Origin of the sequence: Thiothrix unzii (assembly GCF_017901175.1) — a bacterium.
GTDB classification, from domain to species: Bacteria; Pseudomonadota; Gammaproteobacteria; order Thiotrichales; family Thiotrichaceae; genus Thiothrix; species Thiothrix unzii.
Window position 1 is genome coordinate 3,169,604 of the sequence record NZ_CP072793.1, and the last position, 18,410, is coordinate 3,188,013.

General features: G+C 48.2%; 16 protein-coding genes. 6 read left to right on the forward strand and 10 right to left on the reverse strand.

The features are described from left to right. Positions 1-111 precede the first annotated feature (111 nt). The gene (locus tag J9260_RS15895; RefSeq protein ID WP_210218692.1) at positions 112-849 is read left to right on the forward strand and encodes an OmpA family protein; all 738 of its coding nucleotides are present in this window, start codon (positions 112-114) and stop codon (positions 847-849) included. A gap of 18 nt (positions 850-867) precedes the next feature. Then, the gene (locus J9260_RS15900) at positions 868-1,524 is read left to right on the forward strand and encodes a hypothetical protein (protein ID WP_210218693.1); all 657 of its coding nucleotides are present in this window, start codon (positions 868-870) and stop codon (positions 1,522-1,524) included. Between the two features lie 7 nt (positions 1,525-1,531). Here the strand turns inward: J9260_RS15900 and J9260_RS15905 are convergent, their stop codons facing one another. From J9260_RS15905 to queG, 7 genes are all read right to left on the reverse strand, one after another. Further along, positions 1,532-2,026: a hypothetical protein gene (locus tag J9260_RS15905; protein WP_210218694.1), complete on the reverse strand. Its 495-nt coding sequence runs from the start codon at positions 2,024-2,026 to the stop codon at positions 1,532-1,534. After that, positions 2,023-2,796 carry a TatD family hydrolase gene (locus J9260_RS15910; protein ID WP_246499484.1) on the reverse strand — a complete coding sequence of 258 codons (774 nt, stop codon included), beginning with the start codon at positions 2,794-2,796 and terminating at the stop codon, positions 2,023-2,025. The genes J9260_RS15905 and J9260_RS15910 overlap by 4 nt, the downstream gene beginning before the upstream one ends. A 2-nt stretch (positions 2,797-2,798) precedes the next feature. After that, positions 2,799-3,440, reverse strand: coding sequence for a precorrin-8X methylmutase (locus J9260_RS15915; protein WP_210218695.1), 642 nt, complete (start codon positions 3,438-3,440; stop codon positions 2,799-2,801). A gap of 16 nt (positions 3,441-3,456) precedes the next feature. Next, positions 3,457-4,281: a DUF3298 and DUF4163 domain-containing protein gene (locus J9260_RS15920; RefSeq protein WP_210218696.1), complete on the reverse strand. Its 825-nt coding sequence runs from the start codon at positions 4,279-4,281 to the stop codon at positions 3,457-3,459. Between the two features lie 102 nt (positions 4,282-4,383). Further along, a complete protein-coding gene (pdxH, locus tag J9260_RS15925) occupies positions 4,384-5,019 on the reverse strand; it encodes a pyridoxamine 5'-phosphate oxidase (RefSeq protein WP_210218697.1) in 636 nt (211 codons plus the stop codon). A 158-nt stretch (positions 5,020-5,177) separates the two neighbouring features. Beyond that, a complete protein-coding gene (locus J9260_RS15930) occupies positions 5,178-5,447 on the reverse strand; it encodes a hypothetical protein (protein WP_210218698.1) in 270 nt (89 codons plus the stop codon). Between the two features lie 131 nt (positions 5,448-5,578). After that, the gene (queG, locus tag J9260_RS15935; protein ID WP_210218699.1) at positions 5,579-6,691 is read right to left on the reverse strand and encodes a tRNA epoxyqueuosine(34) reductase QueG; all 1,113 of its coding nucleotides are present in this window, start codon (positions 6,689-6,691) and stop codon (positions 5,579-5,581) included. A gap of 46 nt (positions 6,692-6,737) precedes the next feature. Here queG and J9260_RS15940 point away from each other — a divergent pair, with 46 nt between their 5' ends. The 3 genes from J9260_RS15940 (at position 6,738) to J9260_RS15950 (ending at position 9,210) form a co-directional block, all read left to right on the forward strand. Continuing rightward, positions 6,738-8,555, forward strand: coding sequence for an ATP-binding cassette domain-containing protein (locus J9260_RS15940; RefSeq protein ID WP_210218700.1), 1,818 nt, complete (start codon positions 6,738-6,740; stop codon positions 8,553-8,555). A 74-nt stretch (positions 8,556-8,629) separates the two neighbouring features. Continuing rightward, positions 8,630-8,836: an AbrB/MazE/SpoVT family DNA-binding domain-containing protein gene (locus J9260_RS15945; protein ID WP_210218701.1), complete on the forward strand. Its 207-nt coding sequence runs from the start codon at positions 8,630-8,632 to the stop codon at positions 8,834-8,836. Next, complete coding sequence (locus J9260_RS15950; RefSeq protein WP_210218702.1) at positions 8,833-9,210, forward strand: type II toxin-antitoxin system VapC family toxin; 378 nt, start codon at positions 8,833-8,835, stop codon at positions 9,208-9,210. Before J9260_RS15945 ends, J9260_RS15950 begins: the two co-directional genes overlap by 4 nt. On the opposite strand, the gene J9260_RS15955 is transcribed toward J9260_RS15950, so the two are convergent. Genes J9260_RS15955 through J9260_RS15965 form a run of 3 tightly spaced genes read right to left on the reverse strand, consistent with a single transcriptional unit; the run spans position 9,203 to position 15,170 of the window. Next, positions 9,203-11,851: a helicase-related protein gene (locus tag J9260_RS15955; protein ID WP_210218703.1), complete on the reverse strand. Its 2,649-nt coding sequence runs from the start codon at positions 11,849-11,851 to the stop codon at positions 9,203-9,205. The two genes, J9260_RS15950 and J9260_RS15955, sit on opposite strands and share 8 nt — an antisense overlap. Next, complete coding sequence (locus J9260_RS15960; protein WP_210218704.1) at positions 11,848-13,851, reverse strand: phospholipase D-like domain-containing protein; 2,004 nt, start codon at positions 13,849-13,851, stop codon at positions 11,848-11,850. Before J9260_RS15960 ends, J9260_RS15955 begins: the two co-directional genes overlap by 4 nt. Then, positions 13,851-15,170: a hypothetical protein gene (locus J9260_RS15965; protein ID WP_210218705.1), complete on the reverse strand. Its 1,320-nt coding sequence runs from the start codon at positions 15,168-15,170 to the stop codon at positions 13,851-13,853. Before J9260_RS15965 ends, J9260_RS15960 begins: the two co-directional genes overlap by 1 nt. Before the next feature lie 341 nt (positions 15,171-15,511). On the opposite strand from J9260_RS15965, the gene J9260_RS15970 reads away from it, so the two are divergent. Further along, entirely contained in the window at positions 15,512-18,409 is a 2,898-nt protein-coding gene (locus tag J9260_RS15970; protein WP_210218706.1) for a molybdopterin oxidoreductase family protein, read from the forward strand. The last annotated feature ends 1 nt before the right edge of the window (position 18,410 follow it).

Here is an 18,410-nt window from a genome sequence, read left to right on the forward strand (position 1 = left end):
TAAGCCCCTCTATCCCTGTACCTCTCGCAGTTATCATCGACAGTTCTTAACCTCTATAAACACCTCGTTGGTCTATATTCATGGATTATGCAACGAAAGATGGAGTTTCAGATGGTCGATACAACACAAGCTCAACAGCCAATCGCGCCCATGCTCGCTGTCATGGTTACGCTGTCGGTAGCAACACTGACCCTGGTGGCTGTGTTGTCGCAGCAAACCAATATTGAAACCGACTTATTGCAACGCACCCGCCAAGCGTTAGTGCAAGCAGGTTTTTCTGCTGATAATGTTCAATTTAGCGGACGTGACGGCGTGTTGACTGGCACTGTCAGCAGTGATGCAGAAGCTGATCGGATGTTAGCCATTAGCCGCGACGTTTACGGGGTGCGCGATGTCAACAAACAACTACTAATCACAGCAGCTACTGTGCCCGATACCAACAATGTACTGGAAACACCCGCGATTGCCAGTGGTGAGTTATACACCCCCAGTAAACAGCATGAAATCGAGCAAATCGACCTGAGCGCGATTCAATTTGCCTACGCCAAAGCCGAATTGGATGAGGCAGCTTTGCAAACCTTGCAAGAAGTCGTGGCGCATTTACGCAAAAACCCAGATCTCACGGTGGAAGTTTCCGCCCATACCGACAGCCAAAGCACCGCGCTAGGCAATATGGCTGTCACTCAAGCCCGCGCTGATGTAGTGCGCAATTACCTCTTGTCACAAGGCGTTAATGCCACACAAGTCAAAGCTCAAGGCTATGGCTCGGCACGTCCGCTTGCAAGCAATGATACTGAGGAAGGTCGCGCCCAAAATCGACGTATCGAAATCACCGTTTTCAGAGAATAACCGATGGGATACCTCGTGATGCAAACTGCTCTTTTCCTGTTAGTCGCCACGGTTGCAGGAATCGCTTTGGGTTGGTGGGGTGCGCGAACCATTCACGCCACTATCGCCACCAATTGCCGTAATGAATTAGCGGGCTTACGACGTAATTACGAGGATGCCACCCGCGATAACGCTGCCTTGCGCACGCAATTACGCCAAATGGACAGCGCATTGCGTAAAATTAGCACTGTATCAACCGAAACCGATTACGGCGAATTTTTGGAAAATCGCAAAGCGTTAGAAAATGTGCGGCGTCAATACGAGGCATTGCTGGAAAAACTGCACCAACAAGAGCAAACGATTCAACAGTTTCGCGGGCAGTTGCAACAAAGAAAAGTGGAATTGGCTAGCCTCAAGCAAACGCTGCCCACACCAATGACCTTGGACGTATTGTCCACCACCACCGCGCTAACACCTGAAACCAAAGACGATCTCACATGCATTCAGGGCATTAATTCGTCGTTAGCTGGTAAATTACAGGCGTTGGGCATTATGACTTACCGACAGGTAGCAGAATTTACCCGTGATGATTTTACCCAAACGCAGCGCATTTTAGGACTGGAGTCGCCGCCACCGTTTGAGGAGTGGGTGCAAAATGCCAGATTATTATTCCAGCAAAAATACACTCAGGCGTAGCGGTTAGCTAAAAATCGTTGGTCTTTTGCTGGGTACGCACCACTAAAAAGCCCCGCTGTTGCTCGGCATGATAAATCAAACTCAACTGCCGCCCTTCTTCCGTACCCACAAAACAGGTTTCGCGCTGCAATGAGGCGGGTTGCCACCAAGCTACGGGCGGCGTTTGCATCAAGAACAAACTTTGCAAACGTTCCGGGGTTAAATCCTGTTGCTGCAAACGGTTTTTGAGAATGAAACTGGTAACAGGCTCACGCGCTACGCTGAAAGTAAACCACGCCGTCGTGCCTTGCGCAGAAGCCTGATTCACCCCGTAACTTTCCCCAAAAGCTTCAGCCTTAGTACCAAACCAGCTCGCTAGTGCTTGCTTTACCTCGTCAGGTTTAGCTTGGCGAAAGCCATTGGACGAGGCGGGCAACAACCATTCAGCTACAAATGGCGTTACCACTAAGGTCACACCAGACAAAATTAGCAAAGCCATGAGTATTGGGAAAAAGTATTTCATAGTCGAAACAGCCGAGTTGCGTTATCAGTGGTTACATGAGCAATGTGGGCGATGGTATCACCGCGTAGCTCAGCAAGGGTAGCAGCAATCACCGGCAAGCGTGTCGGATCATTACGCTGCCCACGCCACGCGCTGTCCGGTTGATCAGGTGCGTCGGTTTCCAACAACAGGTGTTCTAGCGGCACATTGGCAAGGATAGTGCGTAAACGATTAGCTCGTGGATAGGTGCATGTGCCGCCGACACCTAAATAAAACCCTAAGCGAATCAGACTATCCGCCTGCTGTTGACTCCCGGCAAAGCTGTGAATCACGCCCGCTACCCCCGGAAAACGCCGAACACACTTAACGATGGCATCCACCGAACGCCGTGCGTGTATTATCAACGGCAAATCGAATTCACGCGCTAAACGCAAATGCGCCACAAACAACGCCTCCTGCGCCGCCACATCCAAATGCGGTAAGAAAAAATCCAGCCCGCATTCGCCCACCGCTACTGGATTGCCTTGCTGTAACCACCTCGGCAAGCTCAAAACGTGCTCAGGGCGATGTTCGTTAAGATAAACCGGGTGTAAACCGTAACTAGCATGAAAACCGGGAAGACTTGCACATACTGCCTGTAAACGCCCCCATGCGGCGGCTTTGACTGCCGGGAATACCAAATCAGTTACGCCAAGGGTTTGCATTTGCTGGGTGAGTGCGGTGCGATCGACATCAAAATCTGGCTCGTCGAAATGACAGTGGGTATCAATAAAACGCAGCGTTTCTGCCATGATCACTCACACGGCTGGCTGGGTTGGTGCATAGCCAATAAAGCATTCATTGCCGCCGCCACTAGCGCACTGCCACCACGCATTCCATCGACAACAAGGCATTCCACCCCTAATTCCTGATGTAAATCCCACAACCATTGCTTGGCTGCTGTCGCTTGCACAAAACCATGCGGCGCGGCAATCACTAAGGCAGGCGGTGGCACACCTTCTTTTAATATTTCCAACAGACGAAACAAGGCGGTAGCCGATTGTCCAATCAACACAATACCGCCTGACATATAGGGCTTCCAGCATTCTACCGCACTCATTGCGCGAGTTTGGCGGTTGGCTTTGGCATGAGATACCACCGAAGCTTTATGGAGAAAATGCATGGGTTCTTGGGATAAACGACTGACATCCAAGGCATAACGGATTAGATCTTCGTCATACAACAGATTTTTGCGTTTTTTGAGGGCTTTCCCAGCGGTATTAATCAAATTGGCACTAAAGCGGATGTGCTGCGCCAACTGCGGTTCACCGTAGGCGTACACCATCGGAATCACCACTTCCTGCTGTTCAGCGGTAAAACCGGACAGATCGGTGAGTTCACGAATTTTTTCGAGATTTTGTGCCCAGATGCGCTCCGGGTCACGCACGTATTGCATGACACACCCTCATCACCTAACGCAACGCCGCTAAGAGGCTATCCGCACCAATCACATCGCTAATATCTTCATAAGGCACGGTAAATTCGGTAGGCCCCATCACGTAAGGAGCCACTTCGTAAGGGTTAAACGCAAACACCATACCATCCGCCTGCAACCCAAAGTTGGTATTCACACTAAACACATTGTTTTCAAACCAAAAACCTTCGGTTTCAAGATTGGCATCCGGGGCAATATTGCGTGCTTCACGGAAAGCTTTTTCAGCCGCGACATTTAACGCACTTTCATAACCCGGTGTCAGTAAATCCGCCAACGTCACTTGTTTGCCAGTCGTGGTATCAAACACAAAATAACGCTGCCCGCCGAACGGATGCGCACCACCGGTATAACCGTTTTCAGTGAAATTCAAGGTGATCAAATGACCTGCACCAAACACCACTGTGACCGTGCGTTCCAATTCCCAACTACTCAGGGGGCTGGGTGTTTTTTGGTAATCCGCAATAAACATCGACGCTAATTCTTCCAGCGACGTGGCTTGCTTGCCTTGTTCATCACTGAATTCGACCAATTGGCTTAAAACAAACTGATTAATCGCATCGACCGCAGCAGGATTTGCCTCACCCAACACCTTGGGATAACTCACTTTAACACTCGCACACTGCATATTTTCAGCAGTCACGCCCGGATTGCCGGGGCATTGAGCACCGCCATTGCGCTGGAATTCGACTATTTCCGTCTTTACGCCTTCGGGCAAAGCTTCGCTGCCCAATACCGGCACATCCCACTTACAGGCACTCAATGACAACAAACTCATCAACAGCAACCACTTACTCACACCCATCGTACACTTCCTCCCAAAACTGAGCCGTTTTGTCGTTTATCACCAAGATACCTGTAGCGGCTGCGTTCTGCCAGCTTTTTCCTAGCATTGCAGTGTGTATTACTAAGGTGCAAGCCGTACTACTTCCCAATCCGCTGACTGCCGCCGGTATTCAAAACGGTCATGCAAACGACTCGAACGCCCCTGCCAAAATTCCACGGTTTCCGGCACGATCCGGTATCCACCCCAAAAATCCGGCAAAGGAATTTCACCAGCACTGAATTTACGCTTCATTTCATCCAGCTTAATTTCCAACAAGGTGCGCGAGGTAATGATCGAACTTTGCGCCGATACCCACGCCCCTAACTGGCTGCCGCGCGGACGACTGATAAAATAGCGTAACGATTCCAGTGTGGACACTTTTTCCGCGCGTCCGGTAATTTCCACCTGACGTTCGAGTTCTTTCCAAAACAACAACAACGCAACCTGCGGATTTTCACTGATCTGCTGGGCTTTTTGACTGTGGTAATTGGTGAAAAACACGAAGCCATTCTCGTCGTAGGATTTTAGCAGAACGGTGCGTAATGTGGGTTTGCCATTGGCTGCCACGGTGGCTATTTGCATGGCATTCGGCTCCAGCACTTCGGCGGCAATCGCCTGCTGAAACCACTGGTGAAATTGTTCAAAAGGGTTAGCTGCTAAGGTAGCCCGACTTAAATCCGCTTGGGTGTATTCCCGCCGCAGTGCGCCAATGTCCATGAAGATACTCGTTGGTAGTCACAATAACGCAGCAGTGTACAACGAAAAAAAGCCAGACCCAAAAACCGGGTCTGGCTAAAAGGACACAAAGGAAGGGCTAAGACCTTCGTGTCATTGTTGGAACCCACTTAGGGTTCCAGGGGCTAACAAACAGATAATCAGTTTAAACCGTAATGTGCAGCAACGTAGCGTCGCTCGCCTCCAGACATCGGGGCGGATACGGTAACAACAGGGCTAATATAACCTTGTTGTGGCATGTATGTCAGTGGTGCACGAGTTACACCCACAGCATTAGGCTGCATTCCGTACATACCGTAGGCTTGCGCCTGCCAAGCACTGTACAGCGGATGGCTTTGCACACTGGTGCAACCAGCTAAAGGAAGTAGGGCAACAGCCCAGAGTAACACACTGTTTTTTATCGTTTTCATGGTGTCGTTCGGGTTTGGGTTTGTCTATGGAACGTATCGTTACAGAAAACGCGGCGCATGTGCAGCACTAGCTTGATAAACGGTGGAGGAGGCGGATAAGAGGATAAAAAATAATGATGACCGGTTAATTTTTACACCTTTTGCTGTTGCGCAATCGCCCAATCCAGATGCTCCAACACCATCTCATCACCGCAATCACCCCGCCGTTGCAGCAATAACGCCAAGGTTGCCGCACTCGCAGGGCTATTACCCAAAGCCACCGCCAGATTGCGTGACCAACGCGCATAACCAATCCGCCGAATCGGTGAACCTTCAAAACGCTGTAAAAACTCCGCTTGCGTCCATTGCAACAATTCCCCCAACCGCGCACTGTCTAGGCCGTGGCGTGCGGCAAAATCTGCTTCTGGCGAAGTCTGCGCAAAACGATTCCAAGGGCAAATCAACTGGCAATCGTCACAACCGTAAATCCGATTACCCAATAACGGGCGCAACTCCAGCGGAATACTACCCTGATGCTCGATGGTCAAATAGGAAATGCACCGCCGCGCATCCAGCTCATACGGCGCAATAATCGCCTGTGTCGGGCAAACCGTGATGCACGCCTGACATTGCCCACAATGCTCCGTGACCGCTCCGGTTTCCGGCAACGGCAAATCGGTGTAAATCTCCCCTAGAAAAAACCACGACCCCGCCTCGCGACTCAGGATATTGGTGTGCTTCCCCATCCACCCCAACCCCGCGTTAACTGCTAACGGCTTTTCCAATACCGGTGCGCTGTCGGTAAACACCCGGTAATTAAACTGCCCCAACAGCGGTTGTAATTGTTGTGCCAACTTTTCTAAACGTTGCCGCAACAGCTTGTGATAATCGCGCCCCAAGGCATAACGCGAAATGTAAGCCCGTTCCGGGTGATTCAGCAGCATTACCGCATCCACGGTATCCGGCGGGAAATAATCCATGCGCACACTGATGACACTCAACGTTCCCGCTACTAGTTCTGCCGGGCGGCTGCGTTTCGTGCCGTGGCTTGCCATCCACGCCATATCGCCGTGATAACCTTGATCCAACCAGTCCAGCAACCGCTGTTCCGCTGCCTCCAACGCAATACCACTCACCCCCACAGCATTAAAGCCTAAGTTTTTACTCAGGGTTTGCAAGGTGTGCAACCAGTGATCCGGCGTGGGCGCGGCGTTATTCAATGCGTTTTCCGAGGGGTTAACTAAAGTAAAGGCATTATCCGCCATCCAGCGTTCTGGTCAATTGCACGATTGACTGCGATAATCCGCGCCTATGGCACTTTTAAACTTACGAAATATTCACCTCGAAAACGGCGACAATCGCCTTTTCGACAGTATTGACCTGCAAATCGACGCGGGCGAACGCTTATGTTTGGTCGGGCGTAATGGCACGGGCAAATCCACCCTGATGAAATTGCTCTGCGGCGAAGTGATTCCCGACGACGGTGACGTATTGCATTCCCCCGATGTCAAAATCGCGCGGCTGCAACAAGACGTACCGCACGGCATGGAAGCCAGCGTCTTCGAGGTCGTAGCGCAAGGTTTAACCGACTTGCACCCCGAAGACGAATGGCAGGTGCAATGGAAAGTTGACACGGTGCTATCGCGCTTACAACTTGACCCGGATACGCGCTTTGAAAGCCTCTCCGGTGGTTGGAAACGCCGCGCTTTACTGGCACGCGCCTTGGTTTCCGAACCCGACCTGTTACTGCTGGACGAACCAACCAACCACTTGGATATTCCTGCGATTGAATGGCTGGAAAACTTCCTGCTGAGTTTCAAAAGCACCCTGTTATTTGTGTCGCATGACCGCGCTTTCGTGCAAAAACTCGCGACACGCATTATCGAACTGGATCGCGGCAAGCTCACCAGTTGGGCTGGCACCTTTCAGCAATACCAAGAACGCAAACAAGCCGCGCTCGAAGCCGAAGCCCAACAAGCCGCGCTGTTTGATAAACGTTTAGCGGATGAAGAAGCGTGGATTCGCCAAGGTGTCAAAGCCCGCCGCACCCGTAATGAAGGCCGAGTACGCCGCTTAGAAGCGATGCGCAATGAATTCCAGCAACGCCGCAACCTCCAAGGCAAAGTGCAAGCGCAGATAGGGCAAGCCGACGCTTCCGGTAAAATCGTGCTGGAAGCCACTCACCTCAGTTACGGTTGGGCAGACACCCTGTTGATCAACGATTTCAGCACCACGGTATTACGTGGCGACAAAATCGGCATTATCGGCCCCAACGGGGTTGGTAAAACCACCTTGATCAAACTGTTGCTGGAGCAATTACAACCCACCTCTGGCACGGTTAACGTGGGAACGCGCCTGCAAGTAGCGTATTTCGACCAACACCGCTCGCAGTTCGACGGTGAAAAAAACCTGCGGGATAACATTGTTTCTGGCTCTGACTTTGTGGAAGTCAACGGTCAAAAACGCCATATCATCAGTTATCTGCAAGACTTCCTGTTTACCCCATTACAAATCCAAAAGCCGGTTAAAGTGCTGTCTGGCGGGGAACGCAATCGCTTGTTGCTGGCACGCTTATTTGCGCAACCCTCGAATTTATTGGTGCTGGACGAACCCACCAACGACCTTGATGCCGAAACGCTGGAATTGCTGGAAGAATTGCTGATTGATTACCAAGGCACACTGTTGCTGATTTCGCATGACCGCAGTTTCCTCAACTCGGTGGTCACGCGCAGCATCGTGTTTGAGCGTTCTCTTGATGGCAAGGACACCATTGGCGAATACGCTGGCGGTTACGACGACTGGCTGTTGCAACGCCCCACCTTACCTACGGAAAAATCCACGCAAAAATCGCCAAAAGCTGCGGAAAAACCACCAATCGCAGCCAAACCCGTCAATAAACCCAAAAAGCTCAGCTTCAAAGATCAACGCGAATTGGATTTATTACCCGCCCGCTTGGAGCAATTGGAAGCCGCCATTGCCGCGATTCAAGATGCGATGGGTACGCCTACGTTCTATCAACAAAGCAGCACGGCAATTACCGCCAAGCAAGACGAATTAGCGGCGCGGGAAGCAGAGTTCGAGCAGGCGTTTGCACGCTGGGAAGAACTGGAGCAATTAGCTGCAACCTAAACCCAAGCGTCTGTCGTTATCCACGCTAACGTATTACACTAACCCCATCCATTATCGAAAAGGTAGTATTTGGTATGCAGATGGCGACAATTTCTCCAAAATTCCAAGTAGTCATTCCTCGTGCTATTCGTGAGCCGATGGGAATTCAAGTTGGACAAAAAATACAGGTACTACGTTACGGTAATCGTATTGAGTTGATTCCATTTAAAATAGCCAGAGAGTTGCGCGGATTTTTAAAGGGTATCAACACAACCGTCGAGCGCGAGACTGACCGTGTATGAATGTCGTGGACTCGTGTGGTTGGTTGGAATATTTTGCTGACGGCGCAAATGCCGATAAATTTGCAGCCGCTATTGAAGATACCCAACAGTTGATTGTTCCCGCGATCAGTATTTTTGAAGTATTCAAGCGGGTGCTACAGCAACGCGGTGAGGATGCTGCATTGCAAGCCGTTGCGATCATGTCACAAGGGCAGGTGATTGATTTGGATATGTCACTTGCCTTGATGGCAGCGAAACTCTCTGCTGAACTTAAAATGCCTATGGCAGATAGCATCATCCTCACCACCGCACGCCAATATCATGCAGTTGTTCTGACACAAGACAACGATTTTGAAGGCGTGGCAGGTGTCGAGTATTTTAAAAAAGTCACTTAGTCAGCTCGTGACAACTTGGTGAAAAGTTTGGCGTGTTCGCTGTAATATCATCAAAAATCGTTTTCAAATCAGTATCACGAAGTTCTTCAGTACTTGCAGTTATGACTATTCCATGTAACTGCGCCCTAAGATCATGCCAGCGTTGCTGTAAGATTTTCCAATTATGTTCGTCGTAAGTGCCACGAAATACGACGGGGCGAATTTCAATCCGAGAAAAATGTTCAGGTTTTTCGTTTGCTTGACCTTCACTCAGCAGCGTATTTTCCCAATGGCTACCAACTCGGTCAACTCGACCAATTTGCTGCTCAACAATACCGGGATTCCATTCGGGATGAAGTAATATAACAACTCGACATGCTTTGTGTAAATTTAAACCTTCACGACCAACCATGGATTGGGCAACTAAGACCTTTGGAAAACTATGCAAACGGTTGAAAGCCACTTGCATGACTCTACGTGATTCTAGCTTGGTTTCCCCATACATAAATCGGGCAAAACTGCCAAGTTGGTGATTATATTCATCACCTAGCCGTTTTTTGATTATTGAAAAATCAATGCTCTTTTCATGTGATTTAGCATCATTATTAACATTGTTTGCACCTACCGTAGCTTTCTGTGCTTCATCATGCTCGGCATTGTCTGTATCCATAATGGCGTTAATTAATTCAATGAAGGTGGTGGCGCAATATTTTGGCAATGGATTTTTGTCTCTATTCAATAATTCGTACATGGCGCGGCTTAACCAACTCAATGTATCGTCATCATCTTGGATAGAATCCAGTATTCTGCTCATAGGAGTAGGGCTTTGCCCTAAGCCTTGCCTAATTGTATTTATAAGCTGATTTCTAAATGACTTTAAGCGACGTTGTTCCTTATCGTATTGTTTATCCAGCTCACGATTGATGCTTTCAATTGTAGGAAAACGAGTATCAAGCTGCAACTGAGTACATGCAGCTTGAACTGCTGCTACCTCATCCTGATGAATAGTGGCCTGTGGCCAATGCATATTGGTTTGTAGTCGATGTAACATTTGTCTCGCGTTCAACAGATTAACCAATACTCTCATCGGCTGAGTAAAGCGTCCAAAAACCAGTACTTTTTCGCCTTTTTCAATGTACTTTTCAATTTCTTCAACTGTTGTAAGAATAGCAGGGTGGTCATGAATTGATGCTTGTTTTTCAAAGCCATTGCCAATAATAGATAACCACCATTCAATACGTTGCTGACGTTTTCCATCATCAACTGATTTTTGGTTATCACTTTCTATTTCCCCTTGTGTGGGTTTGTCAGATTCTACACACAGATATTGATCAATTAAGGAAGAAATTCCATGTCCATTGCCAAGAGTAAGTCTTAAGCGTTTCGCTTTAGGGTCGTCTGCCTGATTTGCAACGACAGATAATGCTTCGGCTGCGCAAATGGCTTGTTTCCATGATGCAGACAATGAGGTCGTTGTAATTGGGATTTCTTGTTGGCAACGGTAGTCACTGGCTGACAAACCCGTTAATGCCTGAAAGTTTTTGACTGCTTTATCCTCACGCTTATCTCGGCGCAATAGAAAAGGTGACAGGGTGGATTGAAACTGTTTAGCAGCCTGTTTGTACTCTTCACGAGTTTTTTCATTACTGCGCCAAGTTTTTTGAAGGTACTGAACTGCATGGGTATAGTTTTCAATAGATGGATAAATGTTGTTCATCTGTTCCATATCGAGTTGGATACGTTGCAGTGTTTGCTTCCATTGTGCTAAGTGCAATTCTACGGGTGTTGCAGTCAAAGCAACCCGCCGAGTACTGGTAGTTGGTAGAATGACATTACTCAATAGTCGTGATAGACCACTATCTTCTGCACGACTTTTATGGGCTTCATCAATAACCACTAAATCAAAAACACCTAAACCAATACCTACTGCTCTTTCCAGCCAGATACGCCCCTCTTTATGCTTATGGTAGAAATCTCCTGAGCGCAATGGCATAGTATTCCACGCATCATTTTTATAGAGGTTATCTAATAAATGAAAAGCAGGATGTGAAGCATCTTCAGAAATTTCTTTGACAATACTCGCTGTTGCATTACGTACCAAAGAATCTGATAAATTCTCACTGAGAGAACCACGGGGTAATCGTCCATCTTGCCGCTTACGCCATTCTGCAAACAACCGAGGAAGTAAAGCCCAACGCCAACTTTTTGATGTATTTCCTAAACTCCAGTTAGTAAATGAGTGTGAGACTAAAACAATATCCTCATTAAACCATGGTGCTTGCTCTTGTGGGTCATCTGATTCCCATGCCTTGAGATAAGCCGAAAAGCTTCTTAGTACAGACTTCGTATTAGGTCTGCCACGTTTTTGTAGTTCGTCTTGCCACTGATAACCCAAGCCTGGGGGAATCAAAATAGCAACGCGCCCCTTACATTCAATAACAGCATGTGCCAACTCAATTGCTACACGGGTTTTTCCCATGCCAACTTCATCAGCAATTACTACGCCATTTTTGGTAATGCGATCCGCAAGAGCCAAGATGCTGGCCTGTTGACCATCGTTCAACCATGTTTCTTTGCCTTGCTCACACAATTGTTTTTGTTTGGCAGCAGAACAACGCAGGATTTCGGCAACTTGTTGCCATCCCTGAAAGGATTGGTTCATGGTTTACTTGCCCCCAATTTTTTATAGCTCTGTACATTCCATTCCTGTTCCAAGCGTAAAAGCATTTCCTCGTAGGATTGTCCTTCACTACTAAGGTTGGTTTCCGCATAAGCTGGACGGAATGGCTTTTCCCATAATGGACTAAGAGGATTGATGGAAAATTGTCGAAACGCACACAAAACAATACTGTCTTTTGCTTGTATCAGCGTCTGTTCCAGTCGGTTACACCATGTAAGCCAGTCAACTTGCACTATAGCTGTTTGCTTTTCTGCTATATTTTCAATTAGCTGCATCATTACTCTTGCTGGGTACTGGTTTGATTCAGGCATCCCTATTACATTGTTTGATTGCATAACGTTAGATTCAGTGTCATCCGTATCTGTTGGCAAGTCTTCATCTTCAGGTGGTTGTGGGAAATTGAGCAATTGCCACCACGCATCTTCTAGTTCCAATTGCGGTAATGCAGTACCGGCAAAACGACCATGCTCATCCATCACCGGAACTTCAGTTTGAAACTCGCTATCACCATTGAACCAACGAACCGTAACTTGCCTAGGTTTAGCTTCAACCCAATTAAAGTAGCCTGAATTATCTGTCGCGCATGGTGTGCCGGAAACGCACAGTACATCAAACGGAGTTGTGTCTAAATTTCCAGCTTCATCCGGCACTTTGAGTTTTCCAATGCCATTACTTTCACACCAAACTAGGCAAGCTACAGGAGCAGCAATAAATTGAGTATCACGTTCTGGCATTCCATTTCCTGCACTCAACTTATCAGGGGTTGAATTCAGGTCGTCCTTCCATTGCATAGGCAAAACATTGGTGATTAAGTTCTGCGGCAAGGTTTCTTTGTTACCTTCCCATTGGAAATTTTGCGGGGCAATGATAATCCCAGCTTCAAGATTTCCACCTGATACTGATGTTTTTTGTGCAAATCCAGGAAGTGTCAGATTGCCCGATCCCAGATACAACCATGCGTTATTGCAATACGGGGAATTTTTTCGATAAGTAGCTGAAAACAAAAATTTCGCATGTAAAAATCTTTCTTGTTTTCCTAGAAATGGCGGTTGACCTGCTTTTCTAACACTCCATCCCTGTTCTTTTATTGCATCAATAGAATGAACGATGCACTGGCAATCTAATGGATTTATGAAAACATCTATTTCAGCAGAGTTAGTTAACAAGTCCGCATCTTGAAGTGAATCAACGATTTTACCAAGAACAGTAGGAAGACCCGCACTATTATTAGCTTCATAGAAACCTGACCCCATCGCAAGATAGTTACGACGGATATTTGGATCAGCAAGCTCTGAAATCTTTCCAACTAACTGAGCTAAGAGGGAATGCCTGCGATTATCAAAGAAGCGGGATGATTCTGATGTTTTAATCTCACTGATTTTTTGTAACCATTTCTCGACCTGTACCCTTTTTCTATAAGATTCAGTTTCAATGTTAGTACGCAATTGCAGCAGCCGATCATCAAAATACTCTGTCAGCCAAACCATCATCTGCCATGCTTTATGAACGTCTACACAAGCTTGTTGCCTTTCTTTATTTTTATGAATATCCGTCAAGGTTTGACTGTCAACATCAACTCGCCATGCTAGATCAAGACTATCTTCAAGCGTATTTTTTGTCCAGTTTCCAGTGGAAACAATCAAGCGTATACACCATCGTGATTGCTCAGACTCATGTTGAAATCCCAGTATGGCAACTTTGGCATGTAACAATTTAAACGGTGGGTTTTTCCGTATTGGCAGATGCAACAAGCCCGGTGCAGCAGTCATCGAAATTTGTGGATTACCTGCATCTAGCAATATCGCTAAAACGATACGCCCACTATAAGCACGTTGAGCATTAGTCTGACGTGAGAACCGTTCTAATGCATTATTAAGAAAATCACTATCGGCTGAGTAGCCACACAACCAACCAAAAGTTCCAATAAAATTCTCTGGTGGTTCAAAGTGATGCACCAAAGAAGGAGGAGAGAATTTACTCATCACTCATCCTCCGTATTTTTATTGCCAACTAACCACTGATCAAGCTGACCATGTAGATCAATATTTAATAGAAACAGATTGCGCATTCGGTAAGAAATTCCTTCTGGCCACTCAGGCCACTGCATATCAGATGAAACATCTGTTTCTATCCCTGAATCTTCTTGGTCATCAACGGTGTTGGAGTGTTGAGCTATATCTGAGCCAATGAATGCCATGCCGGGTACAATGAAATGGTTTCGCTGTTTCAATACACGACCATCACGTTGTACAAGAGTGGTAATAATCTTTTCATCATCTTGTACGCATTCGTTTACAAAACTGGTGGCTATTTTGCTGGGGAAAGGATCATGACTGAGATGGATAAAATCTGTTGCTCGTTTTTTTAGTTCTTTAATCGCAGATTGAATTTCTGAAGGCAGAGCGTTTCGTAAATCTAGATGTTGCTTTGCTTGATTGCCAATCTGCAACTCCACTTGGTCTAATACATTAAGTGCAGCCTGACGAGTGAGAAAAAACATTCCACCGGATTGTAAATCATCCCAATGCAACTGCTCCAGCATCGGTGGCTTTAATCGCCAATCTAGCTTTTGCCCCGGACTACCAAGCAAATGTTCCATCCAGTTTAAGGCAGCCTTGCGGCGATTCGCACCAAAACTATCTATATCGGCAGCGATGAGCCGTTCTCGCAAGAAGTCACGGGCATTCAACGGCATTGATGTTTTGGGGGATAAAACAGATAGTAGACCCGCAGTATTGATATTCTTTTTATTCCCATTTATCCATTCGGCAAGAACTTTAATTGGGGTTTTCTGGGAACGATAATCGTCACAAATTATGTCTATAAATGTTTGACCATGATGTGTACACGCAAATGAGTTGAACCGTTCCCCATTTGACTCCACAAACCCTAACGCTCGTAATGCCTGAACTGTTGCCATCCGCATGGGTTGGGAAACATAAAAGCCAGATTTGGAAACAACGAAAAAACTGAGGTCTGCCTTGTTTTTATTTCTTAATTTGGTAACACCACGCAGGCGGGAATCCGCTTCCCATGTCTCATTCAAGGCTAGCCAGCATCCGAGTGCTTCAACTGCATTGGCAACCCTAATGTTATCTACTGGCTTGCCTTGACTTCGCACATACTCGGCAACACTGACTCCAAGTGTGGCAAGAAATAATTGTTTGCCAAACCAAACACCCCCCATGCCGGGTACAGCAAGATCATTGAATGCACGGACAGCAGCACCAAGCCCTAAAGTACGTGTACGTTTGGTGCTTTCCACTGTTTCTGCACCAAGTAGTCCCCAATAACAAGTCATTGCTGATTGTCCTATTTTCAGCCAAGTAAGATCGGGATTCTACTTGATAAATATTATAAAAAGTATACAAATGCCAAGGCTTCATAGTATATCAGAATGGCTCCCCCACTCCCCTGCACGACTACAACCATGTGGAATCTGTCGACCTGTGGAGCAGAGCGAGCATTCTATGTCCCCCTAGAATTCAACCATACGCCATCTGAATGTTACCTACTGGATTAATACGCTAATAAATAAATTCTATTCATATACATAAAATGGGTTATTGATTACTTGACTTACATCAAGCACTATCCGTTAACACTGTATTTCAGTAATTTATTATTTAGTTACGTACTGATATGACTACCCAAACAAACCAAGCAACAGAAATCAAAAGCACCACATGCTACATGTGTGCCTGCCGCTGCGGTATCAATGTTCACCTCAAAAATGGCGAGGTGAAATACATTGAGGGCAACCCGGATCACCCCCTGAACAAGGGCGTGATTTGCGCGAAAGGCTCATCTGGCATTATGAAACAGTATTCGCCAGCGCGTTTGACGACCCCGCTCAAACGCAAAGCGAATGCCACTCGTGGTGAAGGTCAATTTGAGGCGATTACGTGGGATGAGGCGTTTGATACCCTCGCCACCCGCCTCAAACACATCCGCGAAACGGACCCGAAAAAGTTCGGCCTATTTACCGGACGTGACCAGATGCAGGCGTTGACCGGCTTGTTCGCCAAGCAATTTGGCACACCGAACTACGCGGCACACGGCGGTTTCTGTTCTGTGAACATGGCGGCAGGCATGATTTACACCATCGGCGGTTCCTTCTGGGAATTCGGTGGCCCGGATCTGCACCACGCCAAATTGTTCGTGATGATCGGTACGGCGGAAGACCACCATTCCAACCCGCTGAAAATCGAAATTGGTGATTTCAAACGCCACGGCGGGCGCATGATTGCGATTAACCCGGTACGCACGGGTTACGCTGCTGTGGCGGATGAGTGGATTCCAATCCGCCCCGGCACGGATGGTGCGTTGTTGCTGGCGATTACCCGCGAAATTATCGAGCAAGGTTTATACGACCGCGACTTCGTGGTGAATTACACCAATGGCCCGGAACTGGTCAATATGGATCCGAAAAGCCGTGAATACGGCATGTTCCTGCGCTTTGAAGTACCATTGGAAGAAGGTTGTTTCGACCCGCAAAACAAATTGTGGTGGGATCGTGACCTCAATAAACCGATTTCCACCCATACCCCCGGTGCTGACCCGTTCCTGACAGGCGAGTTCAAACTGAAAGACGGCACACCTGTGAAACCGTCGTTCCAGTTACTGCGTGAACGGGTGGAAAGTTATACCCCGGAATGGGCAGAAGACATTACGGGCATACCGGCTGCTACCATCAAACGTTTGGCGCATGAGATGGGGATTACCGCACGTGACCAGAAAATCGAACTGCCAATTGCTTGGACTGACGTGTGGGGCAACGAACATGATCACGTAGTCGGTAATCCGGTGGCGTTCCATGCGATGCGCGGCTTGGCGGCACACTCTAATGGCTTCCAGAGCATTCGGGCGTTAAGCATTCTGATGTCGTTGTTGGGGACGATTGACCGCCCCGGTGGTTTTAGACACAAAGCACCGTATCCGCGCCCGATTCCGCCTTGCCCGAAAACAGGTACGTCAGCGGATGCGGTTAAGCCGAATACCCCACTGGATGGGATGCCTCTCGGCTGGCCTGCTGACCCGGATGATTTGTTCGTCGATGACAAGGGCGAACCGGTGCGGATCGACAAGGGGTTCTCGTGGGAATACCCGCTGTCGGTACACGGTTTGATGCACAACGTGATTACCAACGCATGGCGCGGCGACCCGTACAAACTCGACACCTTGCTGATTTTCATGGCGAATATGGCATGGAACTCGTCGATGAACACCTCCGACGTGCGCGACATGCTCAAGGATAAAGACGAAAACGGCGAGTACAAAATTCCGTTCCTCGTGGTGTGCGATGCGTTCCACTCGGAAATGACGGCGTTTGCGGATTTGATCCTGCCGGATACCACGTATCTGGAACGCTACGATGTCATGTCGATGCTGGATCGCCCGATTTCCGAATACGACGGCCCGGTAGATTCGGTGCGGATTCCGATTTTACCAGTCACTGGTCAGTGCAAGCCGTTTCAGGAAGTGCTGATTGAATTGGGTTCACGCCTAAAATTCCCGGCGTTTACCACCAGCGAAGGCAAGCGCAAATACCGCGACTACCCGGATTTCATTACCAATTTTGAAACTGCCCCCGGTTCTGGCATTGGATTCCTGAGCGGCTGGCGCGGTCAAAATGGGCAAAAAACCATGCGCGGCGAACCGAACCCGAACCAGTGGGAACAGTACGCCAAAAACAATTGTATGCACCACCATGTAATGCCGAAATCGTACCAGTACATGCGTAACTGGAACGCGGGTTACTTACAGTGGGCGCAATCCAACGGTCTGACCCGTCACGCTGAACCGATTAATATTCACCTGTATTCCGAGGTGCTGCACAAATTCCGTCGTGCCGCACAAGGCGTTTCCCACGGCAAACAGCCACCGGATCGTTTGCGTAAACGGGTGGAACGTTTCTTCGATGCGTTGCCGTTTTACCATGAGCCGCTCGAAAACGAGATGATCAATAAGCAGGAATTCCCGCTGAGCGCGTTGACCCAGCGTCCGATGGCGATGTATCACTCGTGGGATTCGCAGAATGCGTGGTTGCGCCAGATTCATGCGCACAACTATATGCACATGCACCCTAGCGTAGGTGAGAAAAACGGCTTTGAAGACGGCGACTGGATTTGGGTGGAATCAGTCCACGGTCGCATCCGTTGTCAGGCGCGTTACTCGCAATCGGTCGAGCCGAACACAGTGTGGACGTGGAATGCTATCGGTAAGGCTTCCGGCGCGTGGGGTCTGGAAAAAGATGCCAACGAATGTACCCGTGGTTTCTTGCTGAATCACATTATCGGCGAAGAGCTGCCGAATCAGGCGGAAGGCGAACACCTTTCCAACTCCGACCCGATTACCGGGCAGGCAGCGTGGTTCGATGTGCGCGTCAAGGTATACAGAGCCAGCGATGCGGAACAAGGCTCCACTTTCCCGCAGTTCCCGACTCAGCCGCGTTATCCCGGCATGGCGAAACCTGTCGGTAAATGGCTGACCTATATCGGCGGCAGCGGCAAATTCAAGAATATGTTCAAGGGGCGTTGAT

Coding starts and splice junctions, on each gene's coding strand:
- J9260_RS15895 (WP_210218692.1), top strand. CDS start 112: ATGGTCGATACAACACAAGCTCAACAGCCAATCGCGCCCATGCTCGCT.
- J9260_RS15900 (WP_210218693.1), top strand. CDS start 868: ATGCAAACTGCTCTTTTCCTGTTAGTCGCCACGGTTGCAGGAATCGCT.
- J9260_RS15905 (WP_210218694.1), bottom strand. CDS start 2,026: ATGAAATACTTTTTCCCAATACTCATGGCTTTGCTAATTTTGTCTGGT.
- J9260_RS15910 (WP_246499484.1), bottom strand. CDS start 2,796: ATGGCAGAAACGCTGCGTTTTATTGATACCCACTGTCATTTCGACGAG.
- J9260_RS15915 (WP_210218695.1), bottom strand. CDS start 3,440: ATGCAATACGTGCGTGACCCGGAGCGCATCTGGGCACAAAATCTCGAA.
- J9260_RS15920 (WP_210218696.1), bottom strand. CDS start 4,281: ATGGGTGTGAGTAAGTGGTTGCTGTTGATGAGTTTGTTGTCATTGAGT.
- pdxH (WP_210218697.1), bottom strand. CDS start 5,019: ATGGACATTGGCGCACTGCGGCGGGAATACACCCAAGCGGATTTAAGT.
- J9260_RS15930 (WP_210218698.1), bottom strand. CDS start 5,447: ATGAAAACGATAAAAAACAGTGTGTTACTCTGGGCTGTTGCCCTACTT.
- queG (WP_210218699.1), bottom strand. CDS start 6,691: ATGGCGGATAATGCCTTTACTTTAGTTAACCCCTCGGAAAACGCATTG.
- J9260_RS15940 (WP_210218700.1), top strand. CDS start 6,738: ATGGCACTTTTAAACTTACGAAATATTCACCTCGAAAACGGCGACAAT.
- J9260_RS15945 (WP_210218701.1), top strand. CDS start 8,630: ATGCAGATGGCGACAATTTCTCCAAAATTCCAAGTAGTCATTCCTCGT.
- J9260_RS15950 (WP_210218702.1), top strand. CDS start 8,833: ATGAATGTCGTGGACTCGTGTGGTTGGTTGGAATATTTTGCTGACGGC.
- J9260_RS15955 (WP_210218703.1), bottom strand. CDS start 11,851: ATGAACCAATCCTTTCAGGGATGGCAACAAGTTGCCGAAATCCTGCGT.
- J9260_RS15960 (WP_210218704.1), bottom strand. CDS start 13,851: ATGAGTAAATTCTCTCCTCCTTCTTTGGTGCATCACTTTGAACCACCA.
- J9260_RS15965 (WP_210218705.1), bottom strand. CDS start 15,170: ATGACTTGTTATTGGGGACTACTTGGTGCAGAAACAGTGGAAAGCACC.
- J9260_RS15970 (WP_210218706.1), top strand. CDS start 15,512: ATGACTACCCAAACAAACCAAGCAACAGAAATCAAAAGCACCACATGC.